15 protein-coding genes are annotated in these 22,626 nt (G+C 62.8%); 6 read left to right on the top strand and 9 right to left on the bottom strand.

Annotated elements, in window-relative coordinates; all coding sequences use genetic code 11:
• Positions 1-131 precede the first annotated feature (131 nt).
• Positions 132-1,211 (top strand): MFS transporter, encoded by a 1,080-nt coding sequence (locus IWW33_RS02500; protein WP_231386141.1) that lies wholly within the window; start codon positions 132-134, stop codon positions 1,209-1,211.
• A gap of 43 nt (positions 1,212-1,254) precedes the next feature.
• Here IWW33_RS02500 and IWW33_RS02495 read toward each other — a convergent pair whose 3' ends face one another.
• Both IWW33_RS02495 and IWW33_RS02490 read right to left on the bottom strand, forming a co-directional pair.
• The gene (locus tag IWW33_RS02495) at positions 1,255-1,770 is read right to left on the bottom strand and encodes a DUF4880 domain-containing protein (protein ID WP_174141627.1); all 516 of its coding nucleotides are present in this window, start codon (positions 1,768-1,770) and stop codon (positions 1,255-1,257) included.
• Between the two features lie 437 nt (positions 1,771-2,207).
• Entirely contained in the window at positions 2,208-2,519 is a 312-nt protein-coding gene (locus tag IWW33_RS02490) for a hypothetical protein (protein ID WP_046787295.1), read from the bottom strand.
• 130 nt (positions 2,520-2,649) lie between these two features.
• On the opposite strand from IWW33_RS02490, the gene IWW33_RS02485 reads away from it, so the two are divergent.
• The gene (locus IWW33_RS02485) at positions 2,650-3,312 is read left to right on the top strand and encodes a S24 family peptidase (RefSeq protein ID WP_174141628.1); all 663 of its coding nucleotides are present in this window, start codon (positions 2,650-2,652) and stop codon (positions 3,310-3,312) included.
• Positions 3,313-3,345: 33 nt separating this feature from the next.
• On the opposite strand, the gene IWW33_RS02480 is transcribed toward IWW33_RS02485, so the two are convergent.
• From IWW33_RS02480 to IWW33_RS02465, 4 genes are read right to left on the bottom strand one after another with little or no spacing between them, the layout of a single operon-like run.
• Positions 3,346-5,298, bottom strand: a complete 1,953-nt coding sequence (locus IWW33_RS02480; RefSeq protein ID WP_174141629.1) for an acetyl/propionyl/methylcrotonyl-CoA carboxylase subunit alpha — start codon at positions 5,296-5,298, stop codon at positions 3,346-3,348.
• Entirely contained in the window at positions 5,295-6,110 is an 816-nt protein-coding gene (locus tag IWW33_RS02475; protein WP_012313711.1) for a gamma-carboxygeranoyl-CoA hydratase, read from the bottom strand. Before IWW33_RS02475 ends, IWW33_RS02480 begins: the two co-directional genes overlap by 4 nt.
• Positions 6,111-6,113: 3 nt before the next feature.
• On the bottom strand, positions 6,114-7,721 hold the full coding sequence (locus tag IWW33_RS02470; protein WP_115275334.1) for a carboxyl transferase domain-containing protein: 1,608 nt from the start codon (positions 7,719-7,721) through the stop codon (positions 6,114-6,116).
• A gap of 19 nt (positions 7,722-7,740) precedes the next feature.
• A complete protein-coding gene (locus IWW33_RS02465) occupies positions 7,741-8,904 on the bottom strand; it encodes an isovaleryl-CoA dehydrogenase (RefSeq protein ID WP_174141630.1) in 1,164 nt (387 codons plus the stop codon).
• 216 nt (positions 8,905-9,120) lie between these two features.
• Here IWW33_RS02465 and IWW33_RS02460 point away from each other — a divergent pair, with 216 nt between their 5' ends.
• Positions 9,121-10,803 (top strand): AMP-binding protein, encoded by a 1,683-nt coding sequence (locus tag IWW33_RS02460; protein WP_174141631.1) that lies wholly within the window; start codon positions 9,121-9,123, stop codon positions 10,801-10,803.
• Between the two features lie 86 nt (positions 10,804-10,889).
• Here the strand turns inward: IWW33_RS02460 and IWW33_RS02455 are convergent, their stop codons facing one another.
• Positions 10,890-11,051: a hypothetical protein gene (locus IWW33_RS02455; protein ID WP_012313715.1), complete on the bottom strand. Its 162-nt coding sequence runs from the start codon at positions 11,049-11,051 to the stop codon at positions 10,890-10,892.
• Positions 11,052-11,190: 139 nt separating this feature from the next.
• Between IWW33_RS02455 and IWW33_RS02450 the strand changes: the two genes are divergently transcribed.
• Genes IWW33_RS02450 through glgB form a run of 3 tightly spaced genes read left to right on the top strand, consistent with a single transcriptional unit; the run spans position 11,191 to position 18,780 of the window.
• Positions 11,191-13,209 (top strand): alpha-1,4-glucan--maltose-1-phosphate maltosyltransferase, encoded by a 2,019-nt coding sequence (locus IWW33_RS02450; protein ID WP_046787290.1) that lies wholly within the window; start codon positions 11,191-11,193, stop codon positions 13,207-13,209.
• A 42-nt stretch (positions 13,210-13,251) separates the two neighbouring features.
• Positions 13,252-16,569, top strand: coding sequence for a maltose alpha-D-glucosyltransferase (gene treS, locus IWW33_RS02445; protein WP_174141632.1), 3,318 nt, complete (start codon positions 13,252-13,254; stop codon positions 16,567-16,569).
• Entirely contained in the window at positions 16,570-18,780 is a 2,211-nt protein-coding gene (gene glgB / locus IWW33_RS02440) for a 1,4-alpha-glucan branching protein GlgB (protein WP_115275329.1), read from the top strand.
• A 56-nt stretch (positions 18,781-18,836) separates the two neighbouring features.
• Here glgB and IWW33_RS02435 read toward each other — a convergent pair whose 3' ends face one another.
• On the bottom strand, positions 18,837-19,913 hold the full coding sequence (locus IWW33_RS02435; RefSeq protein ID WP_046787287.1) for an autotransporter outer membrane beta-barrel domain-containing protein: 1,077 nt from the start codon (positions 19,911-19,913) through the stop codon (positions 18,837-18,839).
• Between the two features lie 418 nt (positions 19,914-20,331).
• Positions 20,332-22,485, bottom strand: coding sequence for a glycogen debranching protein GlgX (gene glgX / locus IWW33_RS02430; RefSeq protein WP_046787286.1), 2,154 nt, complete (start codon positions 22,483-22,485; stop codon positions 20,332-20,334).
• Positions 22,486-22,626: the final 141 nt, after the last annotated feature.

Here is a 22,626-nt window from a genome sequence, read left to right as displayed (position 1 = left end):
CCAGCGCCCTGTCGTCAGTAACCGGAGTGGGTGGCGTGCCTGCAAAAACTTCTTTCCTGTCGATTTTGCTCATTCTTATCAGTCTGCTGGGTGTATTCCCACTCGACGTCATTTTGCCTTCTGTTCCGTAGATGGCTGAGTATTTTGCAGTCGATACAAAGCGCATTGCCTATTCAGTGAGTTTATTTGCGCTGGGTGTGGCTCTATCCCAAGCGGTGATCGGCCCGCTTTCCGATTGTGTGGGAAGAAAACGCTTGCTGATCGCTGGGCTCTTGGTAGGCATCGCAGGGGCAATCGGCTGCATACGCACCACTCACTATGAGACCTTCATGGTGTTTCGCCTGTTGCAGGCCATGGGCTGTGGCTGTTTCGTACTAAGCCAAGCGCTGGTGCAGGATAGTTACAGTGGCCAGCAGCGCAATGCGATGCGAATTCTGCTGACCAGTGCAAGCGGCGTCTTTATCGCGTTGTCGCCGTTAGCAGGCAGCGTGCTTCAGCAATATTGGGGGTGGCAGGGGAGTTTTCAGGTATTTGTCATGCTGGCAGTATTGGTGCTGTTACTTTGTTTGATGTTATTGGGTGAAGATAGAGCCTCTCGCTATCGGGGAGGTTTTTTGCCTGGCTATTGCCAGATTCTGAAGGACAGAAAGTTTCTTGTGTATTCGATCTTCTCCTGTTTGGCATTTGCCTGTCACTTTTCATTTGTTGTCGTATCCCCCTTGTTGCTGATGGGGCCGCTAGGGTTGACGGAGTTCGCCTTCTCCATGGTGTTCCTCTTGTATGGGTTGGCCTACATGGTCGGCGGTGTAGTTGCCAATTCGCTGAATCGAAGTATGAGTACACAGGCGCAGATTGGTTGTGGATTTGCACTGATAGGAACCGCTGGCGTAGCCCTGCATCTTGCCATTTCAAGCGGTGAACTGGTGCTCATCGATCTTGTATTGCCATTAACCTTATGCACAATCGGCACGACGATCGTCCGCCCGGCTGCAACCACGTACGCACTCAGTCGGCATCCCGATCGCGCAGGGGCTGCTGCATCGGTCAGCAACACATTGCTCTATGCGTGCGGTGGGGGCGTTAGCCTGCTGGTGGCTTCATCAGGAGAGGTGAGTTTGGCAATGCATCTGGCAGTGAGTTTTATAGCCTCTTGCCTATCAGGCTGGTTGCTCCTTGCCTGCGTGTCCGGGCTATTCGGACATAAGCCTTGATTTGGCAGGGGTACTGGCTTTGCATCCTGCCGACCCTGACGGCTTACGCCCAGTAGCCAAACAGCACCAGCGCCGCCACGCCCAGCCCTACTGCAATCGAACACCCACCCAACGAAATCGCCGCTCGCCCTTGCCGATACCAGCCATCGTGCCCCAGCTCCCTCGCTGGGGCGAGCAGGCTGCGCCAGCGCAGTTCGGTGTCATGGAAGGCTTGCAGGTGCGCTGCATCGGCGTCCAGCCAGCGCCGAAAATCAATGCGCTCGCAGGTGGTGACCTCAGGGCTCTGCAACCGTACATACCATTGGCTGGCAGCGCTGGCCACAGCATCACCGTGCGGGCGGGCCGTTTGCAGGGCCTGGTTCATGTGCCGTTCGATGCTCAGCAAGGGCAAGTCGAGGCGCCTGGCGATAACGGCGAAGTCCAGCTGGTCCAGGCGATTGAGCAGGAACACTTGCTGAACGCGGCGTGGCAAGCGCTTGAGCCCGTGCAGCAGGGCATCCTCGGCGTCGTGGCCGGTAGCGGGCGTTGGGTGCTCAAAAGGCAGCAGCAGGCGGCTCATGGTCAGCTCCTTGCTCAAGAGTAGGGGTGGGGGCATCTTCCGTGATGCGAAACCAGCTTAGTAGAAACGAGATTGATTCTCAAGTGCTGATTCCGCAAAGTTTTGTAATGAGCGTTCACGCCCTGACACACTTTTGCTATCATCGCGGCCATCAAAGATCTTCATTAGCCTGAAGAGCCAAAAAAAAAGACCCGGCAAAAAGCCGGGTCAAAAACCGTGATTAGCCTGATGAGGAGATAATCTGAGAGCGACCTAAGCTCCAGGTTATCCAGCAGATCTCGCGATCAGCTGAGTGCAATAATAATCGTTATCATTTGCCAGTCAAATGATTTTTCACCTATCCGGTAAAAACTTTTGCTGGAGCACTCCCTTGTCCCGGCAATCGGGGCCCCTTGCCGTTACCTGGCCACCACGTCTCTCCCTATTCCAGTTCCAGTCTAAAGACCGCTCTGCACGGTCCGCTTGTGCTCCAGCAGCGCCCTGGCCATGTCCATCATGTGCATCAGTGCAAAGGTCAGCTCGCGGTGGCTGCCTTCCTGATGGGTGGCGGTTTCATGGGCGGTGGCGGCCGCGCAGCGCAGCAGCGCGATGGCGTGCTCCTGGGCCTGGTCTGCGGTGACGCCTTCGTGGAGTGTCCAGATCTTGTTGTCGATGCTGGGGCGCGGCGGGTTGGGGTTGAGGTAGTAGTCGAGGGCGCGGCGGGCTGCTTCGCTGTCGAGTTCTGTTTCGTCGTTTTTCGGTGGTTTCATCGCGATACCTTCTGATTTCCCTTCAAACACAATGAAATCAGAGCATAGGTCAATCTGTACTATTAATCCTGTCACAAATAATTCAGAGTGTGTATTGAAGCGGCTAATACAGTCCGTATTGTTGCCGCTCATGGAAAACTGGAACGCATTTCTCAAGCGCTACAAGCGCGAACATAATCTCAGCCAGCTCAAGCTGGCCGAACGTCTGGGCATGACTCAGGGCGGCGTGGGCCATTGGCTGCGTGGGACGCGGCGGCCAACGCTGATCACCATCAACGAGAAACTGGAAAAGCTCGGGTTGGTGTACCTGGAGGCCCAGGTCATGGTGGTTGAACGTGAGGTCAATGATCTCACGCGTGAATCCAGGGGCACCTACGCCCCCGCACGGCCTTTGTCGGTTGAGGCGCTGCGATATGCAAGCTTCCGTTTCCCTGTGCTGAGCTGGGCTGATCTGCAGGGGCCTTTACCTGAAAAGAGCGACCTGCACGAACAGACTGACTATATGCCGGCGGGTAATGCATTTTGGCTGGCAGTGGAAAACGACTCGATGAACGCCGCCAGTGGCAAGAGCGTGCCGGAAGGTATGCGTATCCTGATCGATACGGGGCTCGAGGCGCAGCCGGGCAAGTTGGTGATTGCCAGGCAGCCGGGGCGCTTGGCGGTCTTGCGGCAATTGATCGAAGAGGGTGGGGAGCGGATGCTCAAGCCCCTGAATACCCGTTATCCGACGGTTTTGTGTGAGCCAGGGTGTGAGTTTCTGGGGGTGGTTGTGCGGGTGCACGGCTCCTTCTAGATTGCCGGGGCCGCAAAGCGGCCCTTGCTTGCATCACTCCACCAGTTCGACCAGCACTGTTCCTTCGCTGACCATATCCCCTTCCTGGCAAAACAACGCCTTCACCGTCCCGCCCTGCGGAGCGCGGATGCTGTGTTCCATTTTCATCGCCTCCAGCACCACCAGCGCAGTCCCTGCTTCCACCGCCTGGCCCGGCTCCACCAGTACCCGCACGATGCTGCCATTCATGGGCGCGCCCAGCCCGCCCTGATGGCTGTGGCTGGCTTCGGCCTCAGCGATCGGGTCAAAGGCCTCGATGGCATGCACTTCACCATCCCAGCGCAGGTATAGCGTGCCACCGCAGCGCACTGCCAGGTAACGCCTGCGCACGCCGCCTTGATCATGCCCGAGCTGTTCGCCGTCCAGCTGCCAGGCCAAAGTAGCGCCGTGCTCAAGGGTAACTGCCTGGCTTTCGCCGCCGCTGCGCAAATGCAGGCTGCTGTGCGCTGGCAGGCCCAGGCGCAAACCCGTGCGCCCAGCCCAGGGGGAGCGGTCATCGTCGTCACGCTGATGCGGCGCCTGGCCCTGCAGCCAGGCTTCTCCTGCGGCTTGCCAGAAGCCTGCGGGCAATGGCTGCGGTACCGGCAGCAGTACCTCCTGATGACGTGGAATAAAGCCTGTATCCAGCTCGGCCGCCGCGAATGCGGGATGGGCGAGGATGCGGCGCAGGAAGGCAATGTTGGTCTTCAGCCCGCCGATGGCGAACTCGTCCAGCATCGCCAGCAAGCGCAGGCGTGCCTGTTCACGGTTTTCGCCCCAGGCGATCAGCTTGCCAAGCATGGGGTCATAAAAGGATGAGACCTGGTCTCCCTCGCTTACCCCGCTGTCCACCCGGCGACCTTCGCCAGGTGCCGACTCGCGGTACAGCGTCAGGGTGCCTGTGGCCGGCAGAAACTCATTGCCCGGATCTTCGGCATACAGGCGCACCTCGATGGCATGGCCGATCAGCGGCACCTGCGCCTGGGTAATCGGCAGCGGCTCGCCGCAGGCGACGCGGATCTGCCAGGCCACCAGGTCCAGGCCGGTGATAGCTTCGGTCACCGGGTGCTCTACCTGCAGGCGGGTATTCATCTCCATGAAGAAGAACTCGCCACGGGCATCGAGCAGAAACTCCACGGTGCCGGCACCGACATAACCGATGGCCTGGGCGGCGCGCACCGCCGCTTCGCCCATGGCCCGCCGCAATTCAGGGGAGAGCCCCGGCGCAGGCGCTTCCTCGACCACTTTCTGATGGCGGCGCTGGATCGAGCAGTCGCGCTCATTAAGGTACAGGCAGTTGCCGTGCTGATCGGCGAACACCTGGATCTCGACGTGGCGGGGCTTGAGCACGTACTTTTCCACCAGCATGCGCGCATCGCCGAACGACGACTGCGCTTCACGCTGGGCCGAGGCGAGGGCATCGGCCAGCTGGCTTTCTTCCTCCACCACTTTCATGCCCTTGCCGCCGCCCCCGGCGCTGGCCTTGAGCAGCACCGGGTAGCCGATGCGCTCGGCGGCGGCGCGGAAGGTTTCCAGGTCCTGGGCGTCGCCGTGGTAACCCGGCACCAGCGGTACGCCGGCCGCTTCCATCAGCGCCTTGGCTGCCGATTTGCTGCCCATTGCATCAATGGCGCTGGCCGGCGGGCCAAGGAAGATCAGCCCGGCGTCTTCGATGGCTCGGGCAAACCCTGCGTTTTCCGAAAGAAAGCCGTAGCCTGGGTGAATGGCCTGGGCGCCGCTGGCTTTGGCCGCAGCGAGCAATTTGTCGATCACCAGGTAACTGTCAGCGGCTTTGCTGCCACCCAGGTCGACACGGATATCCGCTTCGCGGCTGTGGCGGGCATCGCGGTCGGTGGCGCTGTGCACGGCCACGGTGGTCAGGCCCATGGCCTTGGCGGTGCGCATCACCCGGCAGGCGATTTCGCCACGGTTGGCGACCAGCAGCGTGGTCAATGGCGGGCGGCTCATGGGCGCGGCTCCTTGTTGGGCTCGGTTTGCCAGGCGGGGCGACGTTTTTCCAGGAAGGCGCGCAGGCCCTCCTGGCCTTCGGCGCTGACACGGATACGGGCAATGGCGTTTTCACAGTAGCGGCGCAGGGCAGGGCTGAGCTCACCGTCATCGACTTCGCGCAGCAGGTCCTTGGTGGCGCGCAGTGCCTGCGGGCTGTTTTGCAAGAGGTTGTCCACCCAGGCCTGTACCTGCACTTCCAGCTCACTGGCCGGATACACCTCTGCCAACAGCCCCAGTTCCCGGGCCCGTACGCCGCTGAAGCGTTCGGCGGTCAGGGCATAACGGCGCGCGGTACGCTCACCGATGGCCTTGACCACGAACGGGCTGATCACCGCCGGGGCCAGGCCGATGCGCACTTCGGACAGGCACAGCTGTGCATCCTCGGCGCCGATGGCCATGTCGCAGCAACTGATCAACCCCAGGGCGCCGCCAAAGGCCGCGCCTTGCACCACGGCCAGGGTGGGTACCTTCAAGCGGTGCAGGGCGTACATCAGTTCGCCCAGTTCACGGGCGTCATCGAGGTTGGTGTTGAAGTCCAGCTGTGCCGATTGCTGCATCCACGCCAGGTCTGCGCCGGCGCTGAAATGGCGGCCACGGCCGCGCAGCAGCATGAAGCGCAGGCTGGCGTCGTCGGCCAGCTGGCCGAGGGCGACGATCAGCTCGCGGATCATCTGTGCATTGAAGGCGTTGTTCTTGTCCTCGCGGCTCAGCCACAGGGTGGCGAAGCCGCGCGGGTCGCGGATCACTTCGAGGGTGCTGAAATCGCTCATGGGTCACATCCGGAAAATGCCGAAGCGGCTCTGTTCGATCGGTGCGTTCAGCGCGGCGGACAACGCCAGGCCTAGCACGTCGCGGGTCTGCGCCGGGTCGATGACGCCGTCGTCCCATAGCCGGGCGCTGGAATAGTAGGGGTGACCCTGGTGTTCGTACTGGTCGAGAATGGGCTGCTTGAGCCTGGCCTCATCCTCGGCGCTGAAGGCCTGGCCGCTGCGTTCGCTCTGCTCGCGCTTGACCTGGGCCAGCACCCCGGCGGCCTGTTCGGCCCCCATCACGCCAATCCGCGCGTTGGGCCACATCCACAGGAAGCGCGGATCATAGGCGCGGCCACACATGCCGTAGTTGCCAGCGCCAAAGCTGCCACCGATGATCACCGTGAACTTCGGCACCTGGGCGCAGGCCACGGCGGTGACCAGCTTGGCGCCGTGCTTGGCGATGCCGCCTTCTTCGTATTTCTTGCCGACCATGAAGCCGGTGATGTTCTGCAGGAACAGCAGCGGGATGCCGCGTTGGCAGGCCAGTTCGATGAAGTGCGCGCCTTTTTGCGCGGCTTCGGCGAACAGGATGCCGTTGTTGGCCAGTATCGCCACCGGGTAGCCGTGCAGGTGGGCAAAGCCGCACACCAGTGTGGTGCCGAACAGTGCCTTGAATTCATCGAAACCCGACCCGTCGACCAGACGCGCAATCACCTCACGCACATCGAACGGTTGCTTGGCGTCAGCCGGCACCACGCCGTACAGCTCTTGGGCGGGATACAGCGGCGCAACCGGCGCCTGGCGTTGCAGCTTGCCGAGCTTGTGCCAGTTGAGGTTGGCCACGCTGCGCCGGGCCAGGGCCAGGGCGTGTTCATCATTGTCGGCATAGTGGTCAGCCACGCCGCTGGTGCGGCAATGCACATCGGCACCGCCGAGGTCTTCGGCGCTCACCACCTCACCCGTGGCGGCTTTCACCAGTGGCGGGCCCGCCAGGAAGATGGTCGCCTGCTGGCGGACCATGATCGCTTCGTCGGCCATGGCCGGCACATAGGCGCCGCCTGCGGTGCACGAGCCCATGACCACGGCGATCTGCGGGATGCCCAGCGCGCTCATGTTGGCCTGGTTGAAGAAGATCCGCCCGAAATGTTCGCGGTCGGGGAACACTTCATCTTGGCGCGGCAGGTTGGCGCCGCCCGAGTCCACCAGGTAGATGCACGGCAGACGGTTCTGCTGGGCGATGGTTTGCGCACGCAGGTGCTTTTTGACCGTCAGCGGATAGTACGAACCGCCTTTCACTGTGGCGTCGTTGGCCACGATCATGCATTCCACGCCCTCGACGCGGCCGATGCCCGCGATGACGCCGGCAGCGGGCACGTCTTCGCCGTACACCTCATGGGCGGCCAGCTGGCCGATTTCGAGAAATGGCGAGCCCGGGTCCAGCAGGCGATCGATACGCTCACGCGGCAGCAGTTTGCCCCTGGAGGTATGCCGTTCTTGGGCCTTGGGCCCGCCGCCTTGGGCAATGTGGGCGAGCAGGCCGCGCAGGGCCTGGACCTGTTCGAGCATGGCCGCGCTGTTGCCGGCGAATTCCGCCGAACGCGGGTTGATCTGGGTGTGCAAGGTAGCCATGTGCGCCCGTCCCTTGTGCTCAGCGGGTTTCGTTGAACAGTTCGCGGCCGATCAGCATCCGGCGGATTTCGCTGGTGCCGGCGCCGATCTCGTACAGCTTGGCGTCGCGCAGCAAGCGGCCCGCCGGGAATTCATTGATGTAGCCGTTGCCGCCGAGAATCTGGATCGCTTCCAGGGCCATCTGCGTGGCGCGCTCCGCGGTGTACAGGATCACCCCGGCGGCGTCCTTGCGTGTGGTCTCGCCACGGTCGCAGGCCTGGGCCACGGCGTACAGGTAGGCGCGGCTGGCGTTCAGTTGGGTGTACATGTCGGCGATCTTGCCCTGTATCAACTGGAACTCGCCGATGCTCTGGCCGAACTGCTTGCGGTCGTGGATGTACGGGACCACCAGGTCCATGCAGCTTTGCATGATGCCGGTGGGGCCACCGGAGAGCACCACGCGCTCGTAGTCCAGGCCGCTCATCAGTACGCGCACGCCGCCGTTGAGCTGGCCGAGGATGTTTTCTTCCGGCACTTCGACGTCATCGAAAAACAGCTCGCAGGTGTTGGAGCCGCGCATGCCCAGCTTGTCGAACTTGTTGCTGCGGCTGAAGCCTTGCCAGTCGCGCTCGACAATGAACGCAGTGATGCCGTGGGCGCCCTTGTCCAGGTCGGTCTTGGCGTAGATCACGTAGGTGTTGGCATCCGGGCCGTTGGTGATCCAGGTCTTGCTGCCGCTGAGCACGTAGCGGTCGCCGCGCTTTTCGGCGCGCAGTTTCATCGACACCACGTCGGAGCCGGCGTTTGGCTCGCTCATGGCCAGCGCGCCGATGTGTTCACCGCTGATCAGCTTGGGCAGGTACTTGAGCTTCTGCTCATGGGTGCCGTTGCGGTTGATCTGGTTGACGCACAGGTTGGAGTGGGCGCCGTAGGACAGCGCCACCGAGGCTGAGCCACGGCTGATTTCTTCCATCGACACCACGTGGGCCAGGTAGCCCAGGCCGGCGCCGCCGTATTCTTCCGGTACCGTGATGCCCAGCAGGCCCATGTCGCCAAACTTGCGCCACATGTCGGCAGGGAACAGGTTGTCGTGGTCGATCTGTGCGGCGCGTGGCGCCAGCTCGGCGGCGACGAAGGTGCGCACCTGGTCACGGAGCATGTCGATGGTTTCGCCCAGGGCGAAGTTCAGGGAGGGGTAATGCATGGGGCACCTTCTTGTTCTTGAAATTAGGAAACACCGTAGCTCAGCAAGCGGTAGCCATTGACTATGAGCGCTATGTCGTTTTCACCTTTACGTTAACGTAAACCTGCGATCCGTCGGTGTCAATCCGGTCATCACCTTTACGTAAACGTAAATCTGCGCCACAGTATTTGTCGCTTGCTTGAGCCGTGCCCAGAACAACCACAAGAAGGGACACCCATGAGTCAACCCAGCTACACCCAAGGTCGTCAGGACCTACCCTTGCTGACCCTGACCATTGGCCAGGCCTTCGATGCGACCGTGGCCCGTTACGCCGATGGCGAAGCGTTGGTGGTGCGCCAGCAGGGCCTGCGTTTCACCTGGCAGCAGTTGGCCGAACAGGTCGATGTCCATGCCCGGGCGTTGATGGCCCTGGGTGTCGACAGGGGGGACCGGGTCGGCATCTGGTCACCCAACTGCGCCCAGTGGTGCATCCTGCAGCTGGCCAGCGCCAAGGTCGGTGCGATTCTGGTCAATATCAACCCGGCCTACCGGGTGGGCGAGCTGGAGTACGTGTTGCGCCAGTCCGGCTGCCGCTGGCTGGTGTGCGCCGATGCCTTCAAGACGTCCGATTACCATGCCATGGTCAAGGAGCTGATACCGGGGCTGGCTGCAGTGCTGCCCGGTGACTTGGCCAGCGAGCGCCTGCCCGAGCTGCGCGGGGTGATCAGCCTGGCCGGCAACCCGCCCCCAGGTTTTCTGGCGTGGCATGCGCTTGGCGAGCGGGCAGGGGAGACGGCTGTTGAGGCTTATCAGGCTCGCCAGCGCAGCCTGCAGTTCGATCAGCCGGTGAACATCCAGTACACCTCCGGCACCACTGGCGCGCCCAAGGGGGCGACGCTCAGTCATTACAACATCCTCAACAACGGTTTCATGGTTGGCGAAAGTCTGGGCCTGACCAGCACCGACCGCATGGTGATCCCGGTACCGCTGTACCACTGCTTCGGCATGGTCATGGCCAACCTTGGTTGCATCACCCATGGCAGCACCATGATCTACCCCAGCGACGCCTTCGATGCCGAGCTCACTCTGCGTGCGGTCGCCGAGGAGCGCGCCAGCATCCTCTATGGCGTGCCGACCATGTTCATCGCCATGCTCGACCACCCGTCGCGCCAGCACCTGGACCTTTCGACCCTGCGCAGCGGCATCATGGCCGGTGCCACCTGCCCGATCGAGGTCATGCGCCGGGTCATCGACCAACTGCACATGGCCCAGGTGCAAATTGCCTATGGCATGACCGAAACCAGCCCGGTGTCCCTGCAGACCGGCCCCGACGATGACCTGGAGCTGCGCGTGACCACGGTTGGCCGTACCCAGCCCCAGCTGGAGACCAAACTGGTGGATGCCGACGGCTGCATCGTGCCCAGGGGCGAGATCGGCGAATTGTGCACCCGTGGCTACAGCGTGATGCTCGGTTACTGGGACAACCTACAGGCCACGGCGGATGCCATCGATCCTGAAGGGTGGATGCACTCGGGCGACCTGGCTGTGATGGATGAAGATGGCCATGTGCGCATCGTCGGGCGCAACAAGGACATGATCATTCGCGGTGGCGAAAACATTTATCCGCGCGAGCTCGAGGAGTTCTTCTATACCCACCCTGCAGTGGCGGACGCCCAGGTGATCGGCATCCCGTGCGATAGGTATGGCGAGGAAGTGGTGGCCTGGATCAAGTTGCATCCCGGCCACAGCGCAACGGCTGAAGAATTGCAGGGCTGGTGCAAGGCGCGCATCGCGCACTACAAGGTGCCACGGCACTTCTGTTTCGTTGACGAGTTTCCCATGACGGTGACCGGCAAGGTGCAGAAGTTCAAGATGCGCGAAATCAGCGCGGCCTCGCTTTCAGCAGTACCGGCTGGGTAATTCAGCCAGGGCGCTGGCCGCGCCGAGTGATACCCGTGCACGGCCGGCAGCACCGTTGCAGGTGCATCGCTTTCCCTCGTCTATCCTTAAGCCTTCACCGGTGGCTCCTGGCTCGGCGGGTCGCCGACCGTCGGCGGCTCGGTCGGCTTGATCGGCAGCTCGTCCGGGTCCTCTTCCGGCACGGGCGGCGGCAGGCTCGGGTCGTCGATGTTGGGGTCGGGTGTCTCTGGTGGAATGGGAATGTTCATGGCCTGACCTCGCAGGGTGAATGAGAGGGTGGTGCAGGCTTTGATACGTGGCTGCGCCGTTTGCTCAATTTTTTTGAACCCCCTGCGTGGACGATGGCTCTGAACCCTTACCGCCAATGCCAACAGGGAGCCAGGACCGATGTCGCGCAACGAGCCCTTCGAAAGCGTACCAATGGCGAACGATCACCCCGACCAGGCCATCAGCCTGTCCCAGGCGCTGCTGGCGCCGCGCATCGTGATCGAGGATACCCAGCCCGCACTTGACGGTGGCGGTTTCGCCGTCAAGGCCATCAGCGGCCTGCCGGTTGCAGTCAGCAGCAAGGTCTACAGCGATGGCCACGATCGCCTGGCTGTGATGCTCAAATGGCGGCAGGCCCATGGCCGGCGCTGGCACTGCGTGCCCATGCATTCGCCGGGCAACGACCTGTGGCTGGCCGAATTCACCCCCACCGAACTCGGCCCGCACCTGTTCAGTATCGAGGCCTGGATCGATCCGTTCGCCACTTATTGCCACGACCTGGAGAAGAAGTTCCACGCCGGCGTCGACGTGAAGCTGGAACTGGAAGAGGGCCGCCAGCTGCTCGGCAAAGGCGCAGAGCGCAGCGAGGGCGAACTGCGCAAGCAGATCGAGGCACTGCAGGCTCAGTTGCCCACGTTGGCCCAGGCTGACCAGGTGGCGCTGCTGCTGGATGCGCAGGCGTCGCGCCTGATGACCGAGGCCGAGCACCGCAGCTACCTCACCTGCAGCCGCGAATTCCCGGTCGATGTCGACCGCCCGGCCGCGCAGTTCGCCAGCTGGTACGAGCTGTTCCCGCGTTCGATCACCGACAGCCCTGAGCGCCACGGTACCTTCAACGACGTGCACGAGCGTTTGCCGATGATTCGTGACATGGGCTTTGACGTGCTGTATTTCCCGCCCATTCATCCGATCGGCAAGCAGCACCGCAAGGGCCGCAACAATGCCTTGCGTGCTGAGCCCAACGACCCGGGCAGCCCCTACGCCATCGGCAGCCCCGAGGGCGGGCACGATGCCATACACCCGCAGCTGGGCACCCGGGAGGACTTCCGCCGCCTGGTGGCCGCCGCCGCCGAGCACGGGCTGGAGATCGCCCTGGACTTCGCCATCCAGTGCTCCCAGGACCACCCGTGGCTCAAGGAACATCCCGGCTGGTTCAGCTGGCGCCCCGACGGCACCATCCGCTATGCCGAAAACCCGCCGAAGAAGTACCAGGACATCGTCAACGTCGATTTCTACGCCGCTGACGCCGTGCCGTCGCTGTGGCTGGCCCTGCGCGATGTGGTGGTGGGCTGGGTCGAGGAGGGGGTAAAGACCTTCCGCGTCGACAACCCGCACACCAAACCGCTGCCGTTCTGGCAATGGTTGATCGCCAATGTGCGCAGCCAGTACCCGGACGTGATCTTCCTGGCTGAAGCCTTCACCAAACCGGCGATGATGGCGCGCCTGGGCAAGGTGGGTTACGCCCAGAGCTACACCTATTTCACCTGGCGCAATACCAAACAGGAACTGCGCGAGTATTTCGAGCAGCTCAATCAGCCGCCCTGGAGCCTGTGCTACCGGCCCAACTTCTTCGTCAACACGCCGGACATCAACCCGTTCTTCCTGCACACCAGCGGCCGTGCGGGGTTTCTGATCCGCGCCGCGCTGGCGACCATGGGGTCGGGGCTGTGGGGCATGTACTCGGGCTTCGAGCTGTGCGAAGGCACACCCCTGCCGGGCAAGGAAGAGTACCTGGATTCGGAGAAGTACGAGATCCGCCCGCGCGATTTTACCCAGCCCGGCAACATCATTGCCGAAATCGCCCAACTCAATCGCATCCGCCGGCAGAACCGCGCCCTGCAGACGCACCTGGGCGTGGCGTTCTTCAACTGCTGGAACGACAACATCCTGTATTTCGCCAAGCGCACGCCCGAGCGCGACAACTACATCCTGATAGCGGTCAGCCTCGACCCGCACAACGCCCAGGAGGCCAGCTTCGAACTGCCGCTGTGGGAGCTGGGGCTGGACGATGACGCCGACACCCTGGGCGAAGACCTGATGAACGGCCACCGCTGGACCTGGCATGGCAAGACCCAATGGATGCGTATCGAACCGTGGCATCAGCCATTTGGTATCTGGCGCATAGAAAAGGCCCGATAAGCCCCTGGGCGGTGCTGAACCCGCAATTGAAAGGAGTCGCACATGGCCAAGCGTTCCCGCCCGGCAGCCTTCCTCGACGACCCGCTGTGGTACAAGGATGCCGTGATCTACCAGTTGCACATCAAGTCGTTCTTCGATGCCAACAACGACGGTATAGGTGACTTCGCCGGCCTGATCAGCAAGCTCGACTACATCGCCGATCTTGGCGTCAACACCCTCTGGCTGTTGCCGTTCTACCCCTCGCCACGGCGCGACGACGGTTATGACATCGCTGAATACAAAGCCGTACATCCCGACTACGGCAGCATGGCCGATGCCAAGCGTTTCATCGCCGAGGCGCACAAGCGCGGGTTGCGGGTGATTACCGAGCTGGTCATCAACCACACCAGCGACCAGCACCCCTGGTTCCAGCGCGCCCGCCATGCCAAGCGCGGCAGCAAGGCCCGCGACTTCTACGTGTGGTCGGATGACGACCAGCAATACGACGGTACGCGGATCATCTTCCTCGACACCGAGAAGTCCAACTGGACCTGGGACCCGGTGGCCGGCCAGTACTTCTGGCACCGCTTCTACTCGCACCAGCCGGACCTGAATTTCGACAACCCGCAAGTGCTCAAGGCCGTGATCGGGGTGATGCGCTTCTGGCTGGACCTGGGCGTCGACGGCTTGCGCCTGGACGCCATCCCCTACCTCATCGAGCGCGATGGTACCAACAACGAGAACCTCCCCGAGACCCACAAGGTGCTCAAGGCGATTCGTGCCGAGATCGATGCCAATTACCCCGACCGCATGCTGCTCGCCGAGGCCAATCAGTGGCCCGAGGACACGCGCCCGTACTTTGGCGAAGGCGATGGCGACGAGTGCCACATGGCCTTCCACTTCCCGCTGATGCCGCGCATGTACATGGCCTTGGCCATGGAAGACCGCTTCCCAATCACCGACATCCTGCGCCAGACCCCGGAAATCCCGGCCAATTGCCAGTGGGCCATCTTCCTGCGCAACCACGATGAGCTGACCCTTGAGATGGTCACCGATCGCGAGCGCGACTACCTGTGGAACTACTACGCCCAAGACCGTCGCGCGCGCATCAACCTGGGTATTCGCCGCCGCCTGGCGCCGTTGCTGCAACGCGACCGCCGGCGCATCGAGCTGCTCACCAGCCTGCTGCTGTCGATGCCCGGCACGCCGACCCTGTACTACGGTGACGAACTGGGCATGGGCGACAACATCTACCTGGGCGACCGTGACGGTGTGCGTACCCCCATGCAGTGGTCGCCGGACCGCAACGGCGGTTTCTCCAAGGCCGACCCGCAGCGCCTGGTACTGCCGCCGATCATGGACCCGCTGTACGGCTACCAGACTGTCAACGTCGAGGCGCAGGCCCACGACCCGCATTCGCTGCTCAACTGGAACCGCCGCCTGCTGGCGGTGCGCAACCAGCAGAAAGCCTTCGGCCGCGGCACCTTGCGTACGCTCACCCCGAGCAATCGCCGCATCCTGGCGTACATCCGCGAGTACACCGATGCCGAGGGCAACAGCGAAGTCATTCTGTGTGTTGCCAATGTGTCGCGTGCGGCGCAGGCCGCAGAACTTGAATTGTCCCAGTACGCCGACAAGGTGCCAGTGGAGATGCTCGGCGGCAGCGCCTTCCCGCCGATCGGCCAGCTGCCGTTCCTGCTGACGTTGCCGCCTTATGCCTTCTACTGGTTCTTGCTGGCAGCGCACGACCGCATGCCCAGCTGGCATGTTCAAGCTACCGAGGGGTTGCCGGAATTGACTACGCTAGTGCTGCGCAAACGCATGGAAGAGCTGCTCGAAACGCCTTCGAGCGATACATTGCAAGGCGCGATTCTGCCGCAATACCTGCCCAAACGGCGCTGGTTCGCCGGCAAGGAAGGGCCTGTCGACCAGGTGCGCCTGTGTTACGGCGTGCGCTTGGGCACCGCCACGACACCCGTGCTGCTCAGCGAAATCGAAGTGCTGGGCGATGGCGTGGCCAACCGTTACCAGTTGCCGTTCGGGCTGCTGCCTGAAGACCAGATCAGCAGCGCGTTGCCGCAACAACTGGCGCTGTCGCGGGTACGCCGTGGCCGTCAGGTGGGCCTGATCACCGATGCCTTTGTGCTCGAACCCTTCATTCGCGCTGTGCTGCGCGCCTGCCAGGACGGCCTGTGCCTGCCCTGTGGCAATGGCCAGGGCGAGTTGCGCTTCCACTGCACCGAACCGCTGGCCGGCCTGGGCCTCGATGAAGACAGCGCTGTGCGCTACCTGAGCGCCGAGCAGTCCAACAGTTCGGTAGTGGTGGGCGATCGCGTGGTGCTCAAGCTGATCCGCCGGGTCAACCCGGGGGTTCACCCGGAGCTGGAAATGAGCGCCTACCTCACCGCCGCCGGGTTCGCCAATATCTCGCCACTGCTGGCCTGGGTCAGCCGGGTGGATGAAATGGACGCACCGCACCTGCTGATGATCGCCCAGGGTTATCTGAGTAACCAGGGCGACGCCTGGGCCTGGACCCAGAACACGCTGGAGCGGGCCATCCGCGACGAGATGGAGCCATCCAGCAACGATGGTGAAGCGCATACCGACGCACTGGCCGAGCTCAACGGTTTTGCTGCCTTGCTTGGCCAGCGTCTGGGCGAGATGCATCTGTTGCTGGCCGCCCCGACCGACGACCCCGCCTTCCGGCCGCGCAGCAGCGATGGTGAAGACAGCGAGCGCTGGGCCCAACAGATCAGCAGCGAGCTCTGCCATGCCCTGGACTTGCTGGCGCAGCACCGCGACAACCTGGACAACGACAGCCAGGCGTTGGTCGACGACCTGCAACAGCAACGTGAAGGCCTTGCCCAGCACATCGCAAACCTGGCCAGGCAGGCCCAGGGTGGCCTGCTGATGCGGGTTCACGGCGACCTGCACCTGGGTCAGGTGCTGGTGGTGCAAGGGGATGCCTACCTCATCGATTTCGAAGGCGAGCCTTCGCGTGCGCTGCAAGAGCGGCGGGCCAAGCACAGCCCGTACAAGGATGTCAGCGGCGTGTTGCGATCCTTCGACTATGCTGCTGCGATGATCCTGCGCAGCGCCTCGGCGGTAGACGCTTCCGAGGCGGCACGGCAGGCTCGTCAGCGGGTCGCCCGGCAGTACCTGCACCAGTCGCGCCACGCCTTCGTCGAAGCCTATGGCCTGGCCACCGCCGCCATGCCTCACGCCTGGCAACAGGCCGAGGGCGAACGCGCCGCACTGGAACTGTTCTGCCTGGAAAAGGCCGCCTACGAGATTACTTATGAAGCCGAAAACCGGCCAAGTTGGCTGGCCGTGCCTTTGCATGGCTTGCATGGATTGATCAGTACCTGGGGAGAGTCATAGATGAATGCAACCACGCGTGATAACGGTGGCCTTCGGCAGCGGGAGCTCGATGCCCTTGCCCGCGCCGAGCACGCCGATCCTTTTGCAGTACTTGGCCCCCATGGCGATGGCGCGGGCGGGCTGTGGGTCCGCGCCTACCTGCCAACTGCCCTGAGCGCCCGGGTGCTGGCCCGCGATGACGGGCGTGTGCTTGCCGAAATGCAGCAGGGCAGCTTGCCCGGGCTGTTCACCGCGCACCTGGATGATGCACAGCCGTACCTGCTGCAGATCGTCTGGGCCGGTGGCGAGCAAGTGACCGAAGACCCGTATAGCTTCGGCCCGCAATTGGGCGACATGGACCTCCACCTGTTTGCCGAGGGCAACCACCGCGACTTGTCCGGGCGCTTCGGCGCCCAGCCCATTGAGGTCGACGGCGTCCATGGCGTGTGCTTTTCGGTATGGGCGCCCAATGCGCGGCGCGTGTCGGTGGTGGGCGACTTCAACAATTGGGACGGCCGTCGTCACCCGATGCGCCTACGGCACAGTGCCGGGGTGTGGGAACTGTTCGTGCCGCGCCTGGGCGTAGGCGAAACCTACAAATTCGAGGTGCTGGGCAAGGAGGGCGTGCTGCCGCTGAAGGCCGACCCGCTTGCCCGCGCCACTGAGCTGCCGCCCAGCACCGCATCGAAGGTGGCCGGCGAACTCAGCCATTCATGGCAAGACCAGGAGTGGATGGAACACCGCGCCCAGCGCCATGCCTACAGTGCGCCGCTGTCGATCTATGAACTGCACCCAGGCTCCTGGCAGTGCGAGCTGGATGACCTGGGTGAAGTGTCACGCTTCTACAATTGGCGCGAACTGGCCGAGCGCCTGGTGCCCTATGTGCAGAAGCTCAACTTCACCCACATCGAGTTGCTGCCGATCATGGAGCATCCGTTCGGTGGCTCCTGGGGCTACCAGCCCTTGTCGATGTTCGCGCCGACCTCGCGCTACGGCACGCCAGAAGACTTTGCCGCGTTCATCGACGCCTGCCACCAGGGCGGTATCGGTGTGATTCTCGACTGGGTGCCGGCGCATTTCCCTACGGACGAGCATGGCCTGGCGCGCTTCGACGGCACCGCTCTTTACGAGTACGACAACCCCCTGGAGGGCTTCCACCAGGACTGGAACACGTTGATCTACAACCTGGGCCGCAACGAAGTACGCGGTTTCATGCTGGCTTCGGCACTGCACTGGCTCAAGCACTTCCATATCGATGGCCTGCGGGTCGATGCGGTGGCCTCGATGCTGTACCGCGACTATTCGCGCAAGGCTGGCGAATGGGTGCCCAACCGCCATGGTGGGCGCGAGAACCTGGAGGCCATCGATTTCATCCGCCACCTCAACGGTGTGGCCGCCCATGAAGCGCCGGGCGCGCTGATCATCGCCGAAGAATCCACTGCCTGGCCGGGTGTCAGCCAGCCCACCCAGCAAGGTGGCCTGGGCTTCGCCTACAAGTGGAACATGGGCTGGATGCACGACACCCTGCACTACATCCAGAACGACCCGGTGCACCGCAGCTATCACCACAACGAGATGAGCTTCGGCCTGATCTATGCCTATTCCGAACATTTCATCCTGCCCATTTCCCACGATGAAGTGGTGCACGGCAAGCATTCGCTGATCGACAAGATGCCCGGTGATCGTTGGCAGAAGTTCGCCAACCTACGGGCTTACCTGACCTTCATGTGGACTCACCCGGGCAAGAAGCTGTTGTTCATGGGCTGTGAGTTCGGCCAATGGCGGGAATGGAACCATGACCACCAGTTGGACTGGTACCTGCTGCAGTACCCCGAGCACCAGGGCGTGCAACGCCTGGTGGGTGACCTGAACCGGCTGTACCGTGACCTGCCGGCATTGCATGAGCAAGATTGCCAGCCGCAAGGTTTCCAGTGGCTGATCGGTGATGACGCGCAAAACTGTGTGTATGCCTGGCTGCGCTGGAGCAGCAACGGTGAGCCATTGCTGGTGGTGGCCAACTTCACCCCGGTACCGCGCGAGGGGTATCGGATCGGCGTGCCGTTCGGTGAGCGCTGGCAAGAGCTGCTCAACAGCGACGCCGAGTTGTATGCCGGGTCGAATGTGGGCAACCTTGGCGCGGTGGAGAGTGACGAGGTCGCCAGCCACGGGCAACCGCTTTCGCTGGCCCTGAACCTGCCGCCGCTGGGTGTACTGGTGATGAAACCCGCCTGATCCTTGGGCCTGAGTTGGCCTCTTGGCGGGCTTGTCCCGCGAAGAGGCCACACTGATCACCAGCGCATCCTGACCCCCAGGCTGCCGATCAACCCATTCAGATCGTTGTCATCCACATCACTGCTGTAATCGGCACTGACAAACAACGCCATGGAAGGTGTCACCCGCGCCACCAGGCCCAACCCCAGTTCCACCGTGGTCGAATAGCGCGAGCCGGATATCTTGTCGACCTGGTCCAGCTTGACCTCGTCGGCATCGCTGAAGTCATACCAGACGTTGGTCCGCACATACGGTTCGATGGGCATGCCCCGCACTTCGTAGCGCCCGGACAACTTGGCACCGACCCGGCCGCTCCAGGTTGGCTGGCTGTCGAACGCCTGCAGCGTCTCTTCCTGCACCTGGTTGCCAGGGAAGAACTGCTGGTTGATCAACTGTGCCTGGGGTTCGATCACCCAACTGCCACCCAGGCGGATCGGGTACCCCCCCTCCACGGAAAACGTCATCGCATGGCCGCTGTCGTTCACCCGCTGGCCCGTCTCGCCCCGGCCCAGCACATCGATGCGCGTGCCCATGGCTACAGCGTCCACGTGCCAGCCCTGATCATGGGTCATGCTCCAGTACACCCCCAGGCTCTCGCCGCTGAGGTTCACTGCATTGCGCTGCTTGTCGCCGAGCATCACACGGCTGCCCTTCAAGCTGCTTTGCAGATTGTTATGCCCCACGAAAATGCCCGCGCGGTGCACATTGCCGCCGCTGGTTTCACGCACGAACAGGTCCGGGCCAATCGTCAGTTGCTGGCTGGGTGCTTCCAGCTGCTCGGGGGCCTGCGCACCCGGGCGAGGTGTGCCCGGGAAAAACTGCGCCCATTGGCTGGCTATCAGGTCGGGCGCCAGCGGGCCATGGCGTTCGGCCATCTTGTTGCTGAAGGCTGTCAGTGTACCCAGGCTCAGGCCGCTGGCGCTGACGGGGTCAAGCGACAGCTGAGCCATTGCCGGCTGCTGCAGGAACAGGGGGGAGCTGGGGTCGTCCAGCAATGGGGAGGCGAAGGTTTCCACCGGGGTTGCCAGAAGCATCGACGTGGAAACCGCGTAGAAAATACGGTCGAAGCGCAACGGGTTCGAGGTGCTTTTCATGGCGGATCTCCTGTGTTTTTGTTGTACAGCCCAAGGACCTGGCCTGTTGTCACGAGCTGTACGGCTAAACACAGGGCGACCCAAACCAGTACGCCAGCTTTCTCAAGCACGCACGAAGGCGCGAGCTAAAGGCCCGGCGCAATTTTTTTACGACTAGATAATCTTTAGCTAAGGAGAGGTAAGGGCTTGCGTCAAGAAAGTGTTAAACAGGCGGGGAGCTTCAGGGCGCAGAGTTAACATCATGATTTCTGGCGAAAACACTACGCGCATAGCGGCGTTCGCTATTTCCTGCACCCTGGCTATGCCGAAACATTGCTAGCGCCGCTGTTACGCCGGGTGCGAGCCGTGCGTCCAAGGTGGCCAGGCGCAGCCGGCCCTGAGATCCGTTCGGTCCAGGGCCGGTTGAGCCAACCCCGGTTCAGTCCTCCTCGCGCTGCAGCACCATCAGCAGCAACGAGCGCCCCTGGACCTGGAACGTGCTGTCGAATGGCAAGTGTTGCCCTTTGCGCAGTTCCGGCCGGTCGGTGTCCACCAGGCAGCTCCAGTAGTCACCGTCCGGTACCGTCGGCAGCAGGAACGGCACCACATCGTGGTGCGCATTGACGATCAGCAGCACCGTCGCCTCCGAACCCGGCCGGGCGATGCCGCTGACCTGGGCGCGGCCGTCGATCAGCATGCCCAGGCAGCGCCCATGCGGGTCTTCCCACTGCTCCACACTCATCTCGCTGCCGTCGGGCGCCAGCCAGGTCACGTCCTTAACCCCGATCGCCTCGTTGTAGTCGCCGACCAGAAAGCGTGAGCGGCGCAGCACCGGGTAGGCCAGGCGCAGGCGGGTCAGGCGCTTGACGAAGGCCAGCAGGCCTTTGCCTTCTTCGTCCAGGTCCCAGTTGACCCAGCCGATCTCGCTGTCCTGGCAGTAGGCATTGTTGTTGCCGTGCTGGGTGCGGCTGAACTCGTCGCCAGCGACGATCATAGGGGTGCCTTGGGCCAGCAGCAGGGTGGCGAAGAAGTTGCGCATCTGGCGCATGCGCAGGGCATTGATTTCAGGGTCGTCGGTGGGCCCTTCCGCGCCGCAGTTCCACGACAGGTTGTTGTCGGTACCGTCCTGGTTGTTCTCGTCGTTGTCTTCGTTGTGTTTGCCGTTGTACGACACCAGGTCGCGCAGGGTGAAACCGTCGTGGGCAGTGACGAAGTTGACCGAGGCATAAGGGCGCCGGCCGCGGTTGTTGAACATGTCGCCCGAGGCGGTCATGCGCGAGGCGAAGTCGGCCAGCTGGCCTTCGTCGCCTTTCCAGAAGGCGCGCACGGTGTCGCGGAAGCGGTCGTTCCATTCCGCCCAGCCCGGTGCGAAGTTGCCCACCTGATAGCCGCCTGGGCCGCAGTCCCATGGCTCGGCGATCAGCTTGACCTGGCTGAGCATCGGGTCCTGACGACAGGCGACGAGGAACCCGTGGCGTTCGCTGTAGCCGTCGTGGTAACGGCCCAGGATGGTCGCCAGGTCGAAGCGGAAGCCGTCCACGTGCATCTCGCCAGCCCAGTAGCGCAGCGAGTCGGTCACCAGTTGCAGCACGCACGGGTGGCTGAGGTCCAGGGTGTTGCCGGTGCCGGAATCGTTGATGTAATAGCGTTTGTCATCGGGCATCAGCCGGTAGTACGAGGCATTGTCGATACCGCGCATGGACAGCGTCGGGCCACGCTCGTTGCCCTCGGCGGTGTGGTTGTAGACCACATCGAGGATCACTTCGAGGCCGGCGTCGTGCAGGTGCGCGACCATTTCCTTGAACTCGGCGATCTTGCCGCTGGCCAGGTAACGCGGGTGCGGGGCGAAGAAGGCGATGCTGTTGTAGCCCCAGTAGTTGTTCAGGCCTTTGTCCAGCAGGTGCTGGTCATTGACGAAAGCGTGGATCGGCAACAGTTCGATGCTTGAAACGCCAAGGTCCTTGATGTGCTTGAGCAACTCGTCGTTGGCAAGGCCGGCGAACGTGCCGCGCAGTTTTTCCGGCACGGCAGGGTGGCGCATGCTGATGCCGCGGGCATGCGCTTCATAGAGGATGGTGCGCTCCCAGGGGATCTGTACGCGCTGGTCGCGGCCCCAGGTGAAGGCCGGGTCGATGACTTTGCATTTGGGTACGAAGGGCGCGCTGTCGCGCTCGTCGAACGACAGGTCGCCGTCGGGATGGCCGATGGTGTAGCCGAACAGTGCCTCGGACCATTTCAGGCTGCCGACCAGTTGCTTGGCGTAGGGGTCGATCAGCAGTTTGTTGGGGTTGAAGCGGTGGCCGTTCTCTGGCTCGTAGGGGCCGTAGACACGGTAGCCGTATACCAGGCCTGGGTGGGCGTCAGGCAGGTAGCCGTGGTAGATCTCGTCGGTGTACTCCGGCAGCTCGATGCGCTCGAGTTCCTGCTCGCCTGTGGAGTCGAACAGGCACAGCTCGACTTTGGTGGCGTTGGCTGAGAACAGGGCGAAGTTGACCCCCAGCCCATCCCAGGTGGCGCCGAGCGGGAAGGGCATGCCCTCGCGCAGGCGGGATGGTGCGATGGAGCGGGTTTTCTTGGGAATGCGGGGGCTCATGGCGGTCCTCGGATGGCCGTAGGGAAGGGGACGGATGGTCCTTCAGTCGCGGCCCCATCGCCGGCAAGCCGGCTCTCACCGCAATCCCAGGGTCTTTGAGATCTTTGTGGGAGCCGGCTTGCCGGCGATAGGGCCGGGACC

This window comes from Pseudomonas sp. M2 (assembly GCF_015751845.1).
Lineage (GTDB): Bacteria > Pseudomonadota > Gammaproteobacteria > Pseudomonadales > Pseudomonadaceae > Aquipseudomonas > Aquipseudomonas putida_E.
Note: the sequence above shows the minus strand (reverse complement) of the source record. Positions and strands in the feature narration are given on the sequence as shown.